At 40.5% G+C, this 18,932-nt stretch carries 18 protein-coding genes; 11 read left to right on the top strand and 7 right to left on the bottom strand.

All coding sequences use genetic code 11. The features are described from left to right. Positions 1-53 precede the first annotated feature (53 nt). Together QMN06_RS06880 and QMN06_RS06875 are read right to left on the bottom strand one after the other, a co-directional pair. Entirely contained in the window at positions 54-1,286 is a 1,233-nt protein-coding gene (locus QMN06_RS06880) for an FAD-dependent monooxygenase (RefSeq protein ID WP_281969399.1), read from the bottom strand. Between the two features lie 16 nt (positions 1,287-1,302). Beyond that, entirely contained in the window at positions 1,303-1,782 is a 480-nt protein-coding gene (locus QMN06_RS06875; RefSeq protein ID WP_281969398.1) for a VOC family protein, read from the bottom strand. Positions 1,783-1,918: 136 nt separating this feature from the next. Here QMN06_RS06875 and QMN06_RS06870 point away from each other — a divergent pair, with 136 nt between their 5' ends. The 3 genes from QMN06_RS06870 to QMN06_RS06860 are packed head-to-tail and all read left to right on the top strand — an operon-like array spanning position 1,919 to position 5,690. Next, entirely contained in the window at positions 1,919-2,785 is an 867-nt protein-coding gene (locus tag QMN06_RS06870; RefSeq protein WP_281969397.1) for a xanthine dehydrogenase family protein subunit M, read from the top strand. Positions 2,786-2,810: 25 nt separating this feature from the next. Next, entirely contained in the window at positions 2,811-3,293 is a 483-nt protein-coding gene (locus QMN06_RS06865; protein WP_281969396.1) for a (2Fe-2S)-binding protein, read from the top strand. A 9-nt stretch (positions 3,294-3,302) separates the two neighbouring features. Next, positions 3,303-5,690, top strand: coding sequence for a xanthine dehydrogenase family protein molybdopterin-binding subunit (locus QMN06_RS06860; protein WP_281969395.1), 2,388 nt, complete (start codon positions 3,303-3,305; stop codon positions 5,688-5,690). Here the strand turns inward: QMN06_RS06860 and QMN06_RS06855 are convergent. Next, a complete protein-coding gene (locus QMN06_RS06855; protein WP_281969394.1) occupies positions 5,676-7,166 on the bottom strand; it encodes a 3-hydroxyacyl-CoA dehydrogenase in 1,491 nt (496 codons plus the stop codon). The genes QMN06_RS06860 and QMN06_RS06855 overlap by 15 nt on opposite strands. A 208-nt stretch (positions 7,167-7,374) precedes the next feature. On the opposite strand from QMN06_RS06855, the gene QMN06_RS06850 reads away from it, so the two are divergent. The 5 genes from QMN06_RS06850 to QMN06_RS06830 are packed head-to-tail and all read left to right on the top strand — an operon-like array spanning position 7,375 to position 11,880. Further along, on the top strand, positions 7,375-8,535 hold the full coding sequence (locus tag QMN06_RS06850) for an ABC transporter substrate-binding protein (RefSeq protein WP_281969393.1): 1,161 nt from the start codon (positions 7,375-7,377) through the stop codon (positions 8,533-8,535). 18 nt (positions 8,536-8,553) lie between these two features. Further along, positions 8,554-9,438, top strand: coding sequence for a branched-chain amino acid ABC transporter permease (locus tag QMN06_RS06845; RefSeq protein WP_281969392.1), 885 nt, complete (start codon positions 8,554-8,556; stop codon positions 9,436-9,438). Next, positions 9,435-10,418 carry a branched-chain amino acid ABC transporter permease gene (locus QMN06_RS06840; RefSeq protein WP_281969391.1) on the top strand — a complete coding sequence of 328 codons (984 nt, stop codon included), beginning with the start codon at positions 9,435-9,437 and terminating at the stop codon, positions 10,416-10,418. The genes QMN06_RS06845 and QMN06_RS06840 overlap by 4 nt, the downstream gene beginning before the upstream one ends. After that, a complete protein-coding gene (locus QMN06_RS06835; RefSeq protein WP_281969390.1) occupies positions 10,415-11,176 on the top strand; it encodes an ABC transporter ATP-binding protein in 762 nt (253 codons plus the stop codon). The genes QMN06_RS06840 and QMN06_RS06835 overlap by 4 nt, the downstream gene beginning before the upstream one ends. Further along, complete coding sequence (locus QMN06_RS06830; RefSeq protein ID WP_281969389.1) at positions 11,173-11,880, top strand: ABC transporter ATP-binding protein; 708 nt, start codon at positions 11,173-11,175, stop codon at positions 11,878-11,880. Before QMN06_RS06835 ends, QMN06_RS06830 begins: the two co-directional genes overlap by 4 nt. Here QMN06_RS06830 and QMN06_RS06825 read toward each other — a convergent pair. Together QMN06_RS06825 and QMN06_RS06820 are read right to left on the bottom strand one after the other, a co-directional pair. Further along, on the bottom strand, positions 11,877-12,344 hold the full coding sequence (locus tag QMN06_RS06825) for an aromatic-ring-hydroxylating dioxygenase subunit beta (RefSeq protein WP_281969388.1): 468 nt from the start codon (positions 12,342-12,344) through the stop codon (positions 11,877-11,879). The genes QMN06_RS06830 and QMN06_RS06825 overlap by 4 nt on opposite strands. Position 12,345: 1 nt before the next feature. After that, the gene (locus tag QMN06_RS06820; protein ID WP_281969387.1) at positions 12,346-13,605 is read right to left on the bottom strand and encodes an aromatic ring-hydroxylating dioxygenase subunit alpha; all 1,260 of its coding nucleotides are present in this window, start codon (positions 13,603-13,605) and stop codon (positions 12,346-12,348) included. 99 nt (positions 13,606-13,704) lie between these two features. Between QMN06_RS06820 and QMN06_RS06815 the strand changes: the two genes are divergently transcribed. Both QMN06_RS06815 and QMN06_RS06810 read left to right on the top strand, forming a co-directional pair. Next, the gene (locus QMN06_RS06815; RefSeq protein ID WP_281969386.1) at positions 13,705-14,376 is read left to right on the top strand and encodes a DsbA family oxidoreductase; all 672 of its coding nucleotides are present in this window, start codon (positions 13,705-13,707) and stop codon (positions 14,374-14,376) included. A 9-nt stretch (positions 14,377-14,385) separates the two neighbouring features. Then, on the top strand, positions 14,386-15,693 hold the full coding sequence (locus QMN06_RS06810; protein ID WP_281969385.1) for an AAA family ATPase: 1,308 nt from the start codon (positions 14,386-14,388) through the stop codon (positions 15,691-15,693). On the opposite strand, the gene QMN06_RS06805 is transcribed toward QMN06_RS06810, so the two are convergent. Beyond that, positions 15,694-16,689 carry an NAD(P)-dependent oxidoreductase gene (locus QMN06_RS06805; protein ID WP_281969384.1) on the bottom strand — a complete coding sequence of 332 codons (996 nt, stop codon included), beginning with the start codon at positions 16,687-16,689 and terminating at the stop codon, positions 15,694-15,696. It lies immediately after the preceding gene. A 25-nt stretch (positions 16,690-16,714) separates the two neighbouring features. Further along, entirely contained in the window at positions 16,715-17,509 is a 795-nt protein-coding gene (locus QMN06_RS06800) for an alpha/beta hydrolase (protein ID WP_281969383.1), read from the bottom strand. Positions 17,510-17,630: 121 nt separating this feature from the next. Here QMN06_RS06800 and QMN06_RS06795 point away from each other — a divergent pair, with 121 nt between their 5' ends. Beyond that, positions 17,631-18,881, top strand: coding sequence for an ABC transporter substrate-binding protein (locus tag QMN06_RS06795; protein ID WP_281969382.1), 1,251 nt, complete (start codon positions 17,631-17,633; stop codon positions 18,879-18,881). Positions 18,882-18,932 lie beyond the last annotated feature (51 nt).

Genomic DNA, 18,932 nt, shown 5'->3' with positions numbered 1-18,932 from the left:
AAATAACTACAACGCCTCAAATGAACTTGAACCGCATCGATGATGCGGTTTTTTTATAGTTCTTCAGGGATGAGGTCATCGCTCATGATGATGTCAGAAATATCAACGGCGGTTTCTTCCATGACGCGGTGGGCAATACCGATATGATTATTTTTGAGTTCTTCTTGACCTTGTGCCGTCATAAATTTACCGAGGTATTGGGCACGAGCAATCACCCGTTGGCAAGGAATCAGACGCTCACTTTGATATTGTTCAATGGCTTTGGGAGTTGCACCATGCAATTCAATATTAGTCACAATCGATAGAGCATCTTCCGCTGCTTTAGAGACACCCATGCCGACGTGCGGTCTTGCAACAAAACTCGCATCACCCATGAGAGCAACTCGACCAAATGCTATTTTTTCGGAATACACATCATAAATTGGTTGAAAAAACACCATTCCAGTTTTTTCAAGAACTTCTGCAAATTGAGGGGCTAGATTATTTTTAGCCGCTTGCCTTACTGCGGCAATATGTTTCCAATTGACTTGTATAGGTGAAATACCCTGAGGGTGGAAAACACCATCAGCATCTGTCAGAAGTTCTTTAAGAACAGTATCCTCCGGTGCTTGACGATACCAAACAAAGTTATATTTACGGTGCCCAATACTTAAATCATTATTGTTCCCTGCAACAGGGTAGCCTAACATTTGCTCCCCTTCAGGTAGGCCAAAGCTAAAATAAGGAAAGAGTGTATCTTTCATGTATTTACTTAAGGCAGCTTCTTCACAAACACCACGCCAAGCAACATAGCCTGTATAGACAGGTTTAATTTGTGGAGCCACGATGGCACGTATCACTGAGCGAAGTCCATCAGAGGCGATTAATAGTTCACCATTGTAGGAAGACCCATCATCACAATGGACCATAACTTCCTGGCTATTTTCACCAAAAGAAACGACATTTTTACCAGAGTGATAGTTTTTTTCCGGAAAATTTTCTTTCAGAAGATGGTAAAGACGACCCCAAGAGGTGAAGATTTGGTGTAGTTCCATATCCGCAATCGTATTTCCTTGTTGATCCAAGGTTACTCGGCGTTCTACAGGAACTCCAAGATTATGATCAATGGCAATACCGCACATTTCTAGAGCTTTAATCAGAATAGGGTGGGGCACAATACCAGCGCCGCGACCGTCAAGTGATCCAGGGACTTTTTCTAAAATATCAACCTCATGACCTTTGCTACCAAGTAAATTTCCTACAAGCAGACCACCAAGTGATCCGCCAACAATAATAATTTTTGCCATAATTTGATTTGAAACTTTAAGCTTTTGCCGTTTGTTGAATTTTTAGATCTAAGTCAGTTCTCTCATGCGCTGGATAGTTAAGTTCGATAACAATACCATTAGGGTCATCTAAGAAAAGCTGATGGAGTCCAATTGTTGGCACTAGTCGTTCACGACAAGGAATTCCTAGACTTGATAAATGGTCTAACATCTTTTCCAAGCCAGTTGCGAAGAAGGCTATGTGATCAATCGCACCAGTACCATAAAGATCTGGAAGCTCACGATCACCCAAATATTGGACTAAGCCTTCTTTATCATTAGGGTCTATACCTACGATATGAACTACGGCATTGAGATAACTTGAGTGGTCAGAGTCTGATTTATAGAGCCAATAACCAGGAAACGGAAAGTTGGGCCTAGGTCCTGGAACTAAATCCAAGGTTTTCATGAAAAATTCGCGCGTCATTTCAGCATCTGGACTACGAATCGCTACATGATTGATGGCTAATTCACCCATAATTTTCTCCTTGAATTCGAATTATTTTTGTAAGATATTTTTCATCTGCAATGGTTAAATAATAGCAGTATTATTGAGTAAAATAAAAATTCAAATATTAATAAAAGTACATTTACTTATACAATAGGAGGCAGGCGTGAAAGCAGCTGCATTTAATTATCAAAGAGTTCACTCGATTCAAGAGGCCTTAGCACTTCTTGCTAATCACGGTGACAATGCCAAATTAATTGCTGGAGGTCAAAGTTTACTTCCCAGCTTAAATATGCGTTTGTCCAATCCCGAGATTTTGATTGATTTGCAAGGAATTGCAGAATTAAAAGGAATCACATTCGAGGGTAGTCTAGTTCGCATTGGTGCGATGACTACTCATACGGAAATACAACATTCAAAGATCATTCAAGAGCAACTGCCACTACTGACAGAGGCAGTGCCACATATTGCGCATCGTGCGATTCGTAATTTAGGGACATGGGGTGGTTCGTGTGTTTTGGGCGATCCTGCAGCTGAGTGGCCGGCGTGTGCTGTAGCACTGGATGCAATGATGGTCATTGCTGGTCCAAAAGGGCAACGTAAAGTTGCAGCGAAGGATTTTTTCCTTGATTTATATACAACTGCTTTGCAGGCAGATGAGATATTGGTTGCTTCAGAATTCACTATAACCTCAGCAAAGAGAGTTCATTATTTTGAGGAATTATCTCGTCGCCATGGCGATTATGCTGTTACGGGTTTGGTATGTAGTTTGTATTTAGAGCAAAACAAAATTACTCAAAGTCGTTTCGTGTATTTTTCAGTCGCTTCAATTCCATTGTTGGCCCAAGGTCTTCAAAGTGTCTTACACAATCAATCAATCAGTGACTTATCAAATCCGTCCTTGATTGCACAAGCGCAACATAGTGTTCAAGCAGAAATTCAAACATTATCTGATTTAACTAATTCTGCGGAGATGAAAAAACATTTGCTTGGAGTTTTATTAGAGCGAGCAATGAAAAAATTGGTAAGTTAAAAGACAATACATACGAGATAAAAATATGCAAACCACATCCATCACGATGACATTAAATGGTCAAAAAATTCATGCTGAAGTAGAACCACGTCAACATTTAGTTGATTTCTTACGCGAAGATCAAGCCCTTACCGGTTCACATTTAGGCTGTGAACAAGGAGCTTGTGGCGCCTGTACTGTGAAGTTGGACGGAAAAATTGTCAGAGGTTGTTTAGTCTTGACTGTTCAAGCAAATGGTTCCACGGTAGAAACCATCGAGGGTATGAGTGCTTCAGGTGCTTATAAAGATCTACAACAAGCTTTCTTAAAAATGAATGCCTTGCAATGTGGCTTTTGTACCTCTGGCATGTTAATGGCCGCAGCAGAATTAATTGAAACTCAACCCACAGCAACACGTACCGAAATTAGAGAATGGATCTCAGGTAATTATTGTCGTTGCACCGGGTATCAGGCAATCGTTGATGCGATTGCCTATGTTCTTGAAGAACGTCAATTAGCTAAAAAATAAGGAGACATCATGAATAAACCTAAAGAACTCCCAGCACTCGCACCGGTAACCAATGAGCAACGCTACATTGGTATGAGCGAACCAAGACATGGCGCAAAACGTCTCACTGAAGGTCTTGGAAAATACATTGATGATGTGCAATTACCCAAAATGGTTCATGTAGTTTATTGGCGCTCTCCAGTAGCTCACATGAAAATTAAAAAAATTAATAAAGCTCCCGTCCTCGATATGCCAGGCGTAGTCGCGGTGATTGATGGACATGATTTAGCTACAGTTTGTAAACCGTGGGTAGCCACATTAAGCCATTTGGCTGGTATGAAATCCGCCCCACAAAATGCATTAGCAATTGATCGTGCATGTTGGCAAGGAGAACCTGTAGTTGCCGTTGTGGCGCAATCGCGCGCCCAAGCCGAGGACGCACTTGCTTATTTGGAAGTGGAGTGGGAAGAACTTCCAGCCTTATTAGATATGCATCAAGCCCTTGATCCGAAGGCCATGATGATCCATCCTGAATTAGGTGACAACATCTGCTTTAAACGCTCCTTAGATACAGGAGATGTTGATGCACAATTTGCCAAGGCTGCAGTGGTAGAAGAAGCGACCTTTAAGTTTGGTCGACATACTGGGGTAACGCTTGAACCAAGATCACAAATTGCGCATTACACACCAGACGGTCGTTTGACGGTATACCACTGTCAACAAGCGCCGCACATGATGCAAGATTTATATTGTCGTCAGTTTGATTTGAGTGAGTCAGACGTCAGGGTTGTTTGTTATGACGTTGGTGGGTCTTTCGGTATCAAAGTGCATGCCTATCCTGATGATTTTGCAACTGTTGGTATTTCTATATTACTCAAACGGCCGGTTAAATTTGTCGCTGACCGTTTAGAGTCTTATCTTAGCGACATACATGCTAGAGAGCACGTGATTAAAGGTCGTATTGCAGCCTCAAAAGAGGGCGATATTTTGGCTTTTGAGATTGACGATTTAACGGGTATTGGACCTTACTCGATGTTCCCTAGAACGAGTGCCATTGAAGGCAATCAAGTGGTGAACTTAGTAGGGGGACCATACAAACATCAACAATACCGTGCCAATTTAAACGTTGTGTTTCAGAACAAAACTCCGACTTGTCAATATCGTGGTGTTGGACACCCGATTGCATGTGCGGTGACGGAAGGTTTGGTTGATTTGGCTGCCAGAAAATTAGGCATGGATCCATTAGAGTTTAGAAAACGCAATGTGATACCAGATGATGCTTATCCCTATACGGGAGTTTCAGGTATTAAGTTAGAAGTACTTTCGCATGAACAATGTTTAGCAAAGATTGAAGACCTCATGGATTATCCAAGTCTCCTTGCTGAACAAAAAGCTTTACGGGAAAAGGGAATTTATCGTGGGATTGGTTTTGCCACTCTCATTGAGCTCACCAATCCAAGTCCGGCATTTTATGGAGTTGGAGGTGCGCGTATTGCCTCTCAAGATGGCGCAACCATTCGTATGGATCCAACCGGTGTTATTACCGTATCTGTTAGTGTTGGAGAGCAGGGTCAGGGAGCAGAAGGTATTTTTGCTCAAATAGCAGCTGATGCAGTCGGAGTTCCTATCGAACATGTGCGCTTAAAGACGGGTGATACTGAAACAATTCCTTATGGTGGCGGAACTTGGGCTTCACGTGGCGCTGGCATTGGCGGCGAGGCGGTCCTATTGGCTGGTATGGCTTTGCGTGAAAACATCCTCAAGATTGCAGCTAATATATTGAAGTTGGAAGAGAGCCAATTAACTGTTAAAAATGGCAAAATCTTTGACCGTTTAAGCAATGAAGAAAAGATTCCACTCAGTGAAGTGGGTCGCGTCGGATACTATAGAACCGACCTATTACCAGCCGGATTTCATCCTGAATTAACGGTGACCAGACATTATTCACAAAAAGACTTTCCATTTATCTTTACCAATGGAGTTCAGGCGTCTTATGTGGAAGTTGATGTCAATACAGGCTTTATTAAACTTCTCAAACATTGGGCGGTTGAAGATTGTGGGAGAGTGATTAATCCGATGTTGGTCGATGAGCAAATGCGCGGAGCGATTGTTCAGGGTATTGGCGGAGCTCTTTTTGAAGAGTGTTTGTATGATTCACAAGGGCAGATGATTAACGGTAATATGGCTGATTATTTGGTGCCAATGGCTTCAGAAATGCCTGATATCGAAGTGGCTCACGTGCAAACACCTACAAAATCATCCCTCCTAGGAGCAAAAGGGGCAGGAGAGGCAGGAACTGCCGGAGCACCTGGTGCAGTTGTGAATGCGATTAATGATGCAATAGCACCATTTGGAGTGCATAACTTTGATCAGCCGATTACTCCTGAGAAAATTCTGCGGACTTTAAAGAAGATTTAATTTTCGTAGTAAAGGACTGGATCGATACCGCTCACCCTTGTAGTTCAAATCTAGTTGATTGATGATTTGAACGACTTGGGTTGAGTTCCATTTTTCCAGCCAATCAAAAGGCCCAGCTGGGTAATTGACTCCAAGCTTCATCGCTTGATTAGTTGCATCCATTGAGCAAACCCCTTGAGTAACTGCATCGCAAGCTTCATTAATGAGCATAGCTAGAGTTCTTGCAACGATGAGTGCAGGACTATCTTGAATACGAATCGGTTTAAATCCAAGATGATGTAACCAGGAGGGGGCTTCTTGAAGCCACTCAGGAGCAGCATTTTCTGCAATTGCCCAGGCGACAATCATTTTTTTTTCTTGTGGTTGCAAACACAGATCAAAGACAGCAACATGAGAACCAAGTGATGATGCAGTTTGCCCATCTGTTTGTCTTAAATGATTGCCGTTGACATCCAAACCCACCCAAGAACTTTGTATATTCTGAGTAAAAGTAATTCCTAATTGCTTGAGTTGATTAGCAAAGTATGCGGTTAAATGACTGTCGCCATGCAGAGTTACGGTTGGTGAATGGTTGAGGGGACTTGGATGAAACTCAGGAAGCTTTGGTGCGACTGCATCTTCTGAGTAATCATAAAAGCCGCGCCCCGATTTGCGACCAAATAAACCACCATCAACCAACTCTTTTTGCACTATTGAAGGAGTAAAACGACGGTCATAGAAGAAGGCTTCAAACACACTAGAAGTGACAGCAAAATTAGTGTCATGACCAATGAGGTCCATGAGTTCAAATGGACCCATCCGAAAACCAACTGATTTGATGCAGGCGTCAATCACTTGAATGGAGCTTACTTGCTCTTGAATGAGGGCTAAGGCTTCTGCATAAAATGGGCGGGCAATCCGATTGACGATAAAACCAGGCGTTGATTTAGCATGCACGGGTGTTTTACCCCAGTGGATGGATAAATCATAAATGGCAGAAGCAACTGCACTAGTAGTTTGTAATCCAGAAACTACTTCTACGAGTTTCATAAGAGGTACTGGGTTAAAGAAATGCATGCCCACTAAGCGATTTGGATGTTGTAAACCATTCGCAATTGCGGTGACTGAGATCGAGGATGTATTGGTTGCCAAAATACAATCTGGAGTAACGATTGATTCTAGTTCTTTAAAGAGAGTCCTCTTAATATCGAGTCTTTCGATAATAGCTTCAATTACTAGTTTGACGTGAGAAGCTTGGTCTAGAGATGAAATCGTTTGTATTCTTGAAAGGGTGGAATGTGCCGCCTCTGCCGTTATTTTTTCTTTTTTGATGAGACTTGAAAATATATTTTTAATATTTTCAATCGCCTGTTCAGTTGCACCTGCTTTTTGATCAAATAAGATTACCGTATGGCCAGACTGAGCAGCTACTTGAGCAATCCCGGCACCCATGATGCCAGCTCCGATGACGAGTATGGGTTGATTTTTTAGTTCCAAATGTCTATATCCAAAATGTAATTAGTTTTTAAAATTTTAGGTGTGCGCAAGAAAAATATGCCAATTTTTACTAGAGTTCTGATGATAATCTCAATTGTAGTCATTCCTCTAATCGCGATAGTCCTATAATACATATGGTACTTTAAACGAATTTTGCTAACTATATTTTCAAATTCAAATAAGTAATTTTTATATAAGGAGATTTCCAATGAAAGGTATTAAATACAGTTTAGTTGCATTAGCGATGGTCATTCCATCAGCTTTTGCTCAAAGCCAACCACCCCTTAAAGTTGGCATGATGTTGCCCTATAGTGGGACTTTTGCAGCCTTAGGTAATGCAATTGATAACGGTTTTCAGTTATATGTGAAAGAGCAGGGTGGCAAAATTGGTGGTCGTGAGATTACTTATGTCAGAGTAGATGATGAATCTGAGCCATCAAAGGCTACTGATAATATTAATAAACTCATTAAACGAGATAACGTTGATGTAGTGATTGGGACAGTTCATTCTGGAGTTGCGATGGCAATGGCTAAAGTAGCTAAAGAAACTGGTACTACATTAATTATTCCAAATGCTGGAGCAGATATTATTACTGGCCCGATGTGTGCAAAGAATATTTTTAGAAGCTCTTTTTCCAATAGCCAGCCAGGTGTTGCGATGGGCGAAGTCGCCGCGAAAAAGGGTTATAAAAATGCGATGACTATTACTTGGAAATATGCTGCTGGAGAAGAGTCTGTTAAAGGATTTAAAGAAAGCTTTGAAAAAGGTGGCGGTAAGGTAACTAAAGAATTAACTCTACCTTTCCCAGGTGTTGAGTTCCAAGCATTGTTGACTGAAGTTGCTGCGGCTAAACCCGATGTTGTATATTCATTTTTCGCAGGTGGTGGTGCAGTGAAGTTTGTTAAAGATTATGCTGCTGCAGGCTTAAATAAAACGATTCCTCTGGTGGGCCCTGGATTTTTAACGGATGGCACTCTTGAGGCTCAAGGAGAATCTGCGCAAGGCATGTTAACAGCGTTGCATTATGGTGATAACTTGAATATCAAGCGTGATAATGAATTTAGACTTGCTTACGCAAAGCAATATAAGTTACAGCCTGATGTTTATGCAGTTCAAGGTTATGATGCTGCGCAAATGTTAGCCGTTGGTTTGAAGGCAACTAAAGGTGATATCTCGAAAAAAGATGATTTTGCTAAAGCTATTCGCTCCACTAAATTTGATAGTCCACGTGGATCATTTACGATGTCTAATGCAAATAATCCAATTCAAGACTTTTATTTAAGACAAGTTGTTGGTAAAGAAAACAAAGTGATTGGTATTGCTAGTAAGTCACTTGCTGATCCGGCACGTGGTTGTAATATTCAATAAATTTTCATCAGCCCATTTATGGATTTTTCGACTTTTTTAATACAATCACTGAACTCTGTTCAATATGGGCTGTTGTTATTTTTAGTTGCCGCTGGACTCACTCTCATTTTTGGCATTATGGGAGTGATTAATCTTGCCCATGGTAGTTTTTATATGATGGGTTCTTATTTAGCTTTTGCCTTATCACCAATGGTTGCCGAAGCCTTTGGCGGTGGATTAATTTCAACCTTTATTATTGGAATTGTGATCGCCATCATTCTTGGTTATATATTGGAGTGGATGTTTTATAGCTACTTATACGAACGAGATCATTTACAACAAGTACTGATGACCTATGGCCTCATATTAGTTATTGAAGAAATTCGAAGTATATTAGTTGGCGATGATGTTCATGGCGTAGCTATTCCAGAATGGTTATCCGCCAGTATTCAGTTAAGTGAAGTCATGACTTATCCCGTCTATCGACTATTTATTTCTGGGGTTTGTATTTTGTTGGCTTTAGCTATGTTTTTTGTATTAAGTAAAACCAAATTAGGGATGATGATTCGAGCGGGCAGTGTAAATCGCGAGATGATTCAATCGTTGGGCGTGAATATTAAATTTCTATATCGCATTGTTTTTGCTGCAGGTATAGCGATTGCTGCTTTTGCAGGGATGGTAGCAGCTCCTGTGTCTTCTGTATACCCTGGTATGGGACAGGGTGTTTTGATTATTTGTTTTGTCATTGTTGTGATTGGCGGTATTGGTTCCATCAAAGGAGCTCTGATTGCTTCTCTTTTAATTGGCTTCATTGATACGTTTGGAAAAGTTCTTTTACCAGAAGTTGCAGGAGTCTTGGTGTATGTTTTTATGGCAATGATTCTTTTATGGAAGCCTAGCGGATTATTTAAGGCTGGATCATGAAAAAATCCCAAACAGTATTTATTGCTATTTTGTTCATAGGACTCATGGGGCTGCCATTTCTTGGTTCTGAGTACGCAGTAGACTGGATGACCAAGACCTTGATTTACGGAATTTTTGCGCTTAGTCTGGAGTTGTTGGTTGGAACAACGGGCTTAGTTTGTTTTGGTCAAGCAGCATTTTTTGGCATTGGAGCTTATGCGGTGGTCAAGATTTCAGCAGATCTTGGCGCACCAGATGCCATTTACCTCTTGCCGATATCGATGTTACTGGCTGGTCTATATGCTTTATTTGTAGGGGCATTGTCTCTAAGGACCAAGGGTGTATATTTCATTATGGTCACTTTGGCTTTTGCGCAAATGGCCTACTATGTGATTCACGATACCCCAATTGGCGGTGGTACCGATGGTATTTATTTATACAATAAACCTTTATTATTTGGTTGGTCAATTAGCTCATCTTTAGAGTTTTATCTGTTTACATTGGGTTGCCTATTTTTTGTTTTTGCTTTATTGGGACTCATTACACACTCGCGATTTGGCAGAGCTCTTTCTGGAATTCGTATCAACGAATTGAGAATGCGAGCGATCGGATATGAAACCTACAATTACAAGCTAATGGCATTTGTAATCTCTGGAATGATTGCAGGTCTAGCTGGTTATTTATTTGCCGTAAAAGATGGTTTTGTTAATCCTGAATTATTAAGCTGGCATTTGTCAGGTGCAGTATTAATTATGATTATTTTAGGTGGATTAGGTCACTTGCGAGGTGCTTTTATTGGAGCATTTGCATTTGCACTTCTTGAAGAGTTCTTCCGTTCAGAAGCCATTTTTGGCTCATTTGCTAAATATTGGCATTTAGGTTTAGGGCTCTCCATTATTTTCTGTGTAGCATTTTTACCGCGTGGATTATTTGGTATTCCATCGATTTGGCAGTCTAAATTAATGGGAACTAAAAATTCAACACTTGAGGATCAAGAATGACTCAAGAACAAACAATGTATCTAATGCGAGGTGTTAAGCTAACTAAGCGCTGGGGTGGTTTGGTTGCTGTGAATGAGGTCGATATTGATCTTGCGCTAGGTCAAATACATGCAGTGATTGGTACAAATGGTGCAGGCAAATCCACATTGATTAATTTATTATCTGGTGAGTTGCCATTAAGCTCTGGAACGGTTGAATTGCTAGGGAATGATGTCACAGAAAAATCGCAGCCTGCAAGAGCCCACCTTGGACTCGGAAAAAGTTATCAACGAAATACGATTTTTCCTGAATTAACGGTTTTAGAAAATTGTCGATTGTCAGCCCAATCTCTCTTACAAAAGCCTTGGCATTTTTGGCAGGATGGGCAACTTTGTCCTAGCAGTAATCAAGTTGCTCTTCAGACCCTTGATAAAACAGGTTTATCCACCGTCATTCATCGGCAGGCTGGACTTCTTTCACATGGACAAAAGCGTCAATTAGAGGTCGCAATGTGTTTGGCTACCAAGCCGAAAGTGCTTTTATTAGATGAGCCACTAGCAGGTATGGGAGCAGATGAAACTGATCGTATGTTGAACTTTTTAATCGGTTTACGTACTGATCATGCAATTATGTTGGTCGAGCACGATATGGACGCAGTCTTTAAAGTTGCCGATGTCATTACTGTCATGGTGAATGGTTCTGTCATTACTAAAGGTTCTCCTGACGAGGTTAAAAATAATACACAGGTTCGAACTGCATATTTGGGTGAGTCTGAATGAATCATTTCTTAGACGCGAAAGATATTCATGCTTGGTATGGATCAAGCCATGTTTTACATGGTGTAGATATACAAATTAATCCTCATGAGACCGTTGGTTTATTGGGGCGAAATGGTATGGGTAAAAGTACTTTGATTCGCACCTTGCTTGGGCATGTTGAGCAGCGTACAGGCAGTATTATGATCAATGGCCATGATTCTCTTGAGATGAAACCATATCAAGTGGCAAGACTGGGTGTGGCATACGTTCCTGAGGGGAGAGGAGTTTTTCCTAATCTAACAGTTAAAGAAAACCTGATCATGGCGGCTCGTCCGGGTCGTAAGGGGCAATTAGATTGGACTCTTGATCGAGTGTTAAGTACTTTTCCACGTTTAGCTGAGCGCATTCACAATCTAGGAGAGCAACTCTCGGGTGGAGAGCAACAAATGTTATCGATTAGTAGGGCGTTAATGACGCATCCTGATTTACTTATTTTAGATGAGGCTACAGAAGGATTAGCGCCTCTCATTGTTGCTGAAATTTGGCGCGTGATTCAAGAAATTAGAGAAGCTGGAATTGCCACATTGATTGTGGATCGAGACTGGCGTAAAGTGTTGCACAACACGGATCGAGCAATTGTTTTACAAAAAGGTCAAGTTGTACTATCTGGACCATCTTCAGAAATCGCTCATGATCCAGAATTAATGAATTACTTAGGTGTTTAGATTGGGTAAATGATCGAGTTTGGAATCATTTCTGAATCATAGACACATAGCCTAGAACGTATTTTTAAACCATTCTTTGTGATTTGTAGTTCATCGATATAACGACCCACATTAAATACCGTTGTTTCTTGGCTGAGTTTGGTTCGAAATACAGAATAATTTGATTCACAAAAAATAACTTCATTCTCAACTTTGTGGATGAGTGGTATGCCAATGATATGACGTTGGTAATACGGGTCATGAAATAAGGTCTCTGAAATGCCGTAAGCACGATCTTTTAGCATTCCCTTGGAGAGCATTGCTAAAGTACAAAGTGGAAATCCTCGATCAAAGTTTTCTCTTGGCTGTATTTTGTATGTACAGTTTTCTACAAATAGATCAATCCACTGATCCCATTGTTTTTCATCGACAACATGAGCATATAAAGCATTCAGATGAGTCACTTGTTGGATATAGTCAATCATCTTAAATTTCCATCACTTTACGCCAATAGTTATACATACCTCGAATGAGTGTTTCAGTAACCATATGTTCCGTATTTTCACATTCAACACCACCGAGTTGTGCAATCACTTGGTGTGACGGTTTTTGTTCAAAGCCCATTTGAGAAAGCTCAATTACTTCTCCATCATCAGCAGAAACAAATCCTGCTGGCCCGAATAAATTTGCCTGAATCAGTCGGCGCTCAGTCATTTCGGGAGTATCTTCCGCAAAACCAAAATGGGTCCATACAAAATCGAAAGAACCATTACCATTGGGTTGGATGTGCCTGGTTGACACACTATTGACCTGTTGTTGAATAATGACTGAAGGGAAAATCGTTAGCATCACTGCGGTTGGACCGTTCCACCAATCTTCTGGGACGATATCAATCAATCTTTTATCATTGATTTCCATTGCATCTTTAAAGCTTGTTACCCCAGCGGTGACTTCTTGTGATTTGACGCCAGCATTCCCTCGGGTTGAGATCATTGCGGCGTGACGAAAATGACGATCCATCCGCAGTTTAGATTCATTATCCGCACGCCAGAGACCGTAGGTAATGAACCAAGTATGAAGTAATCCAGGATGGTAGGGGTCTTTGATATTCTCTTGCATCAACTTCCAGTTGCCTGGAATACGTTGTCTGTTGTAACCCAAAATAGTTAACTCTCGACCATCAAATAAGCGATCGAAATAATGCACAATATCAGGACCTAAATAGTCTTCCAGCGATTCGACAGAATGATCAAATGAGGCAAATATTACCCCGCCTCTAGTGGCAACTTTTAAGCGATTGAGACTGTGGTCAGTTGGGTTGAAATCTTTTGGCATTCCCCCTTGTATTTGTCCATCTTTTTTCACGCCGCGGCGAAAAGGAACGCCTTGTAAATCACCCTTTAAGTTATAGTTCCATTGATGGTAGGGGCAAACAAACTCTTTTTTATTACCATGTCTTTCGCGGCAAAATTGCATACCACGATGGGCGCAGACATTTTCAAGAACGTGGATAACTCCTTCAAGATCTCTAGAGACAATGACAGATCTTTCACCAATGACAGTGCGTTTAAAGTCTCCTAAATTGGGGATTTCTGCTTCTAGTCCAACGTAACACCAATGTTGATTATAAAAAAGACGATCTAACTCTTTTTGGTAAATATCTTTGTCAGTATATGCCCAAAATGGGATTCTGCTTGAGCCAGATTCTGACCAATTGTTGTTGGTTGGAAAGGTCGTATTTGTCATGACGGAATTGCTCTTGAAAGACTTATTGTACTGAAACTCAATCGTACATTGAAAATTAGATTATTCTATGTATGTTAGTGTATAAATTAGAGAATGTAGATGAAAAATATCCGTATTGACTTTGTTTCAGATGTGGCATGTCCATGGTGTGCGATTGGCTTAGGCTCTTTGGAGCAAGCCCTTGATCAGGTTAAGAATGAAATACAAGTCGAATTGCAATTTCATCCGTTTGAGCTCAATCCAAATATGCCAAAAGGTGGTCAAGATACAATGGAGCACCTTACTCAAAAGTATGGATCTTCTGAAGAAGAGATTCGAAAAAATCAACATCAGATTCAATCACGAGCAAATGCCGTCGGTTTTCCATTTAATGAACAAATTCGACCACGTGTGTATAACACTTTCAATTGTCATCGTCTCCTGCATTGGGCGCAAACTGAGATTAGCTTAGCCGCTCAGTATTTATTAAAGCGAGAGTTACTCACTGCATATTTCACTCTGAATCAAAATTTAGATGATCCTGAAGTTCTTTTTGATGCAGTTCGCAGAGCAGGTTTAAATGTTTCTCAAGCGAAACTAGTTCTTGAGTCAGATCAGTACACGAGTGATGTTCGAGAGGCCTTAGAGTATTACAAGACGATTGGCATTACTGCAGTGCCATCGGTCATTGTGGAGGGAAAGTACCTAATTCAAGGTGGTCAACCAGCAGAAGTTTTTGCTAATGCATTGCGTCAAATAGCAGCTGAACAGTCCACTAATGTTACTGAATAAAGAATTACCTTGATAGAAATCACACCAGAGTATGAAGCTGTTTTAGAGGCGGTTGCAAGAAAAGATCCATTTATCTTTATTAGCGGTCGAGCTGGTACCGGTAAAACTACCCTTGTCAATTATTTACGTAATAACCTCACTGAGCAGGTTGCTGTAGTTGCACCAACCGGTGTAGCGGCTCTTCAAGTTCGAGGCGTTACTATCCATTCTTTTTTTCGTTTTCCACCACGTTTGATTTTTCCTGAAAACGATATTAAAAAATTAAAAGATCGACGCCTCTACAACAAGCTAGGTGTTTTAATTATTGATGAAATTTCAATGGTTCGAGCAGATATGGTTGATGCCATTGATATGTTTTTACGTGCTAATGGTCCTAGGGAGGGACACCCCTTTGGTGGCATACAAGTCATTTTTGTTGGTGATTTGTTTCAATTACCACCCGTAGTTCGTCAAGAAGAAATGGAAGTTTTACGGGAAAGAGGGTACGAGGCGGCTTATTTCTTTAATGCTAATATTTTGCATCGCTCTGAACTAACCTATATTGAACTCATTAAAATCTTTCGTCAAAAAGACCAGTCCTTCACACAATTACTCAATAAAGTACGGATGAATCATGATGTCAGTATGGCATTACAAATTATTAATGAAACGTGTTATCGGCCTAATATGGGGACTGATAATCAAGCGATTACGCTTACTACCACGAACCATCGTGCAGATAGCATTAATGCTAAAGAAATGCGTCTGCTTGATACAGAAACACGTATTTATAAAGGTCGCATTGATGGTAAATTCAATGTAGATGAAAGAAACCTTCCGTCTCCGCTCGATTTGACATTAAAACTCGGCGCTCGAGTGATGTTTACAGCGAATGACCGAAATATTCCAAGGCGTTGGATGAATGGCACCTTGGGCAAGGTTGTGCAATTTGAGACAGACTCCATCACGGTTGAGTTGGATGTGAGTGTGCATGCATCATCGAAGTTAAGGCACCTTGTAGAAGTGCCTATTTTTGCCTGGGAGTCTTATCAATACGAATTTGACGAAAAAGAACAGCAAATTAAACCAGTAGTTAATGGAAAGTTTGAGCAGTTTCCTTTGATGCTTGCATGGGCAGTGACTATTCATAAAAGCCAAGGAAAGACACTCGAGAAGGTGAGAGTCGATTTAACCGGTGGCAGCTTTGCGCCTGGTCAGGTTTATGTGGCATTGAGTAGATGCACCACGCTCGAAGGAATTGAATTACTCCAACCCATAAAAAATAATGACGTGCGCACGGATGCACACGTCAAAGAGTTTTATCGAAAATTAAATTAATTATTTCTTTGATTTTTTCTTTTTCTTGCTAGATTCTTTTTTTGCCAAAGGTGCAGACCAGTTTTCAAGCACTTTATAAACTACAGCAGTGTCATCTTTTGCATGTCCAAGGGCATTTGCAGCGTTATAGACAGGAATACAAGAAGCAAACACCGGAGCTGGCACAGCATACGACTCAATGGCGTCTCCAATAAGATGCATATCTTTATTCCAAACATCAATTTTCATGGTGGCATCACCCCATGTTCGATTCGCCATTGCAGGACCACGCACTTGGAACATTCTTGAGCTACCCGCGCTATTACCAATCACTTCGACGATTTGATGCGCATCCAGCCCCATTTGAACACCTAATAAAATCGCCTCAGCAGAAGCCACATTGTGAATCGCCACTAAATGGTTAGCGACTAACTTCATTTTCATACCTTGACCAAATTCACCGATGTTGTACATAGCACGAGCAAAGCCTTCGAAAACGGGAGACATTTTCTGAATAGCTTTTTTATCACCACTCGCATACACAACTAGATCTCTTGTTTTGGCTTGAGCGCCGGTGCCAGATAATGGGCAATCTAAAAGAATAATGCCAGCTTTTGCAAGAGTATCACGAGCAAGCTCTTTAGCTTCGATAGGAAGAGTCCCTAATTCAGCAACAACCGTGCCTTTTTTCGCCTTAGTGATGATTTCATTCACAACACTCATCAGAGCACCAACAGAGGGAAGGGATAGTAAGATTAAATTAGCATTCGCTGCAACATCTGCTGCAGTAGTTTGAATATCAATCCCTTCTTTTTTCATCACCTTTTGTTGCTTTGGGCTGGGGTCAAAACCAAACACGTGGAATCCTGCTTGGTTTAGATTGGAAGCCATTGCAGAACCCATGATACCAAGACCGATAAATCCAACGATTGGTTTAACATGAGATTCTTCAATTTTTTTAGTTGAAACTCTAGTGACTGGAACTCGAACTGGAGCTAATTTTTTTGTCGTTGCCATAAATGTCCTTTTAGGTTATCGATACTTAGATAAAAGAATGAATTGCTTCTAAAAATGCATGAGGATCTTGCAGTTGTGGAACGTGAGCAAGTCCAGGTAATATTTTTAACTGCGCATTGGGGAGTAATTTTGCTAGCTCCTCAGACATTGGGACTGGAGTTGCCTCATCGAATTCGCCAACCACGACTAAAGACGGAATAGCTAAATTGGTGACCAGTGGTCTTAAATCCATCGTTGATAAAGCTGCGCAAGCTCCTTGAAAAGTATCCATATGGATATTTAAAAAGCGTTCTTTACGATCAGCAATTAATTGTGGATGTTGTGTTTGATATTCAGGAGCGAATAAACGACGCATCGCTACATCAGCAATCGCAATCAAGCCTTTGTTTTTAGCATTTTCTGACATACCCCTAAATGCGGCACGACCAGGTTCTGAAAAACATGCTCCACAGTCCGCTAAGACTAATTTAGCAGGCAATTGAGGATGTCTAAGAGCAGTATTTAAAGCAACAAAACCACCATAACCATTACCCATAAAAATAGGGGCTTGAGTAAGTTTTAAAGAATGAATGACTTCGGCAATTTGATCAGAAATAGCATCTAACGAGCCGCCTACAAAATCAGACTCATCAAAACCAGGAAGACTTAATTGAATCACTTGATGTGTTTTGATCAAGCTTGGAGTAATTAAATCCCAGCTAGATTGATCAGCTAGTAAAGAATGAAATAAGACAATTGCTTGTCCAGAACCAGCAGATTTAAAACTTAAATTTTTTCCTTGATTACTAATTTGATGTGTTTCAAAAGAATGCATCTGCATGAGAAAGTGTCTTTATATTTAGATTGTTATAAATGTACGAGTGATAAAAAAGTTATCATCACTAACTCGTTGTAATATAACATATTCAGTTCAATAAACAATATTACAAATGGAGACTTCAATGACAATACAGAGTGCTTTTTTGCATCGATTCATTTCAGTATTTCTTTTTCTTTTCGCTACGAATATGTCATATGCAGGCCCAAATGATCCGATTCGAGTTGGCTTTTTGACCATTAAATCGGGAGCTTTAGCTGCTGGTGGAATACAAATGGAGGATGGCTTAAAGCTCTATTTAAAAGAGCATAACAATATGATTGCAGGACGTAAAGTAGAGCTTTTTGTCGCTGATACTGGGGGGCAACCAGCAATTACTAAAACTAAAATTCAAGAACTAGTTGAGAAAGATAAAGTCAATGTAGTGATTGGACCTTTGGCGGCCTTTGAAGCACTGGCGGTTGATGACTATATTCGTAAAGCAGAGATTCCAACGATATCGCCATCTGCAGGTGCTGAAGATTTAACCCAGCGTAAACCTAATCCATGGTTTGTTAGAGCCGTAGGTAGTTCAGCACAACCGAATCATCCCTTTGGTGAGTATGTGGCCAAAGAGCTTAAATACAAACGCATTGCTATTTTAGGGGACGATTTTGCCTTTGGACATGAGAACGTTGGAGGCTTTCAAAGAACCTTTGAAGAGAACGGTGGAAAAGTTGTACAAAAGCTTTGGTCACCACTTAATACCGCAGACTATGGAGCTTATATTAGCCAAATTAAATCGAACGTCGATGCTATTTACATTGCGTATGCTGGTAGCAATGGCGTTAAATTCTTACGTCAATATAAAGAGTACGGTATGCAAGGTAAGATTCCTGTTCTCGGAAATATGACCGCGGTTGATGAAGGTATTTTAGGTTCAATGGGCGATGAAGCTATTGGCGTGATTTCACCAGGGTGGTATGCGCAAACGATTAATAATCCAAACAATACTAAGTTCAATCAAGGGATGCTCACCAATTACAAACAAGCTCCAGGATATTATTCAGTTGGGGCTTACGGTGCAATGCTGATGCTTGAACAAGCTTTGAAAGATAATAAATCGAATATTGAAGATAAAAAATCGTTCATGACTGCACTACGTAATGTGCAAGTTTCGAATGATCCAAGAGGCAAAATTACACTTGACGCTTTAGGCAATCCTGTAATGGATATTTATATTCGTAAAGTAGAACGTGTTAACGGCAAACTCACGAATACGATTCTGAAAACTTATCCTGGGGTGACGCAATTTTGGAAATATAAGAGTTCTGAGTTCTTGGCTAATCCCGTTTATTCTAGAGATTACCCACCATCCAATAATATTGAGAGATAAAATGTAAAAAAAGGGCTCATCAAAAATGAGCCCTTTTTCTTGATGATAAAA

This window comes from Polynucleobacter sp. SHI8 (assembly GCF_027944005.1).
Lineage (GTDB): Bacteria > Pseudomonadota > Gammaproteobacteria > Burkholderiales > Burkholderiaceae > Polynucleobacter.
This window is presented reverse-complemented; position numbering and strand designations above follow the sequence as displayed.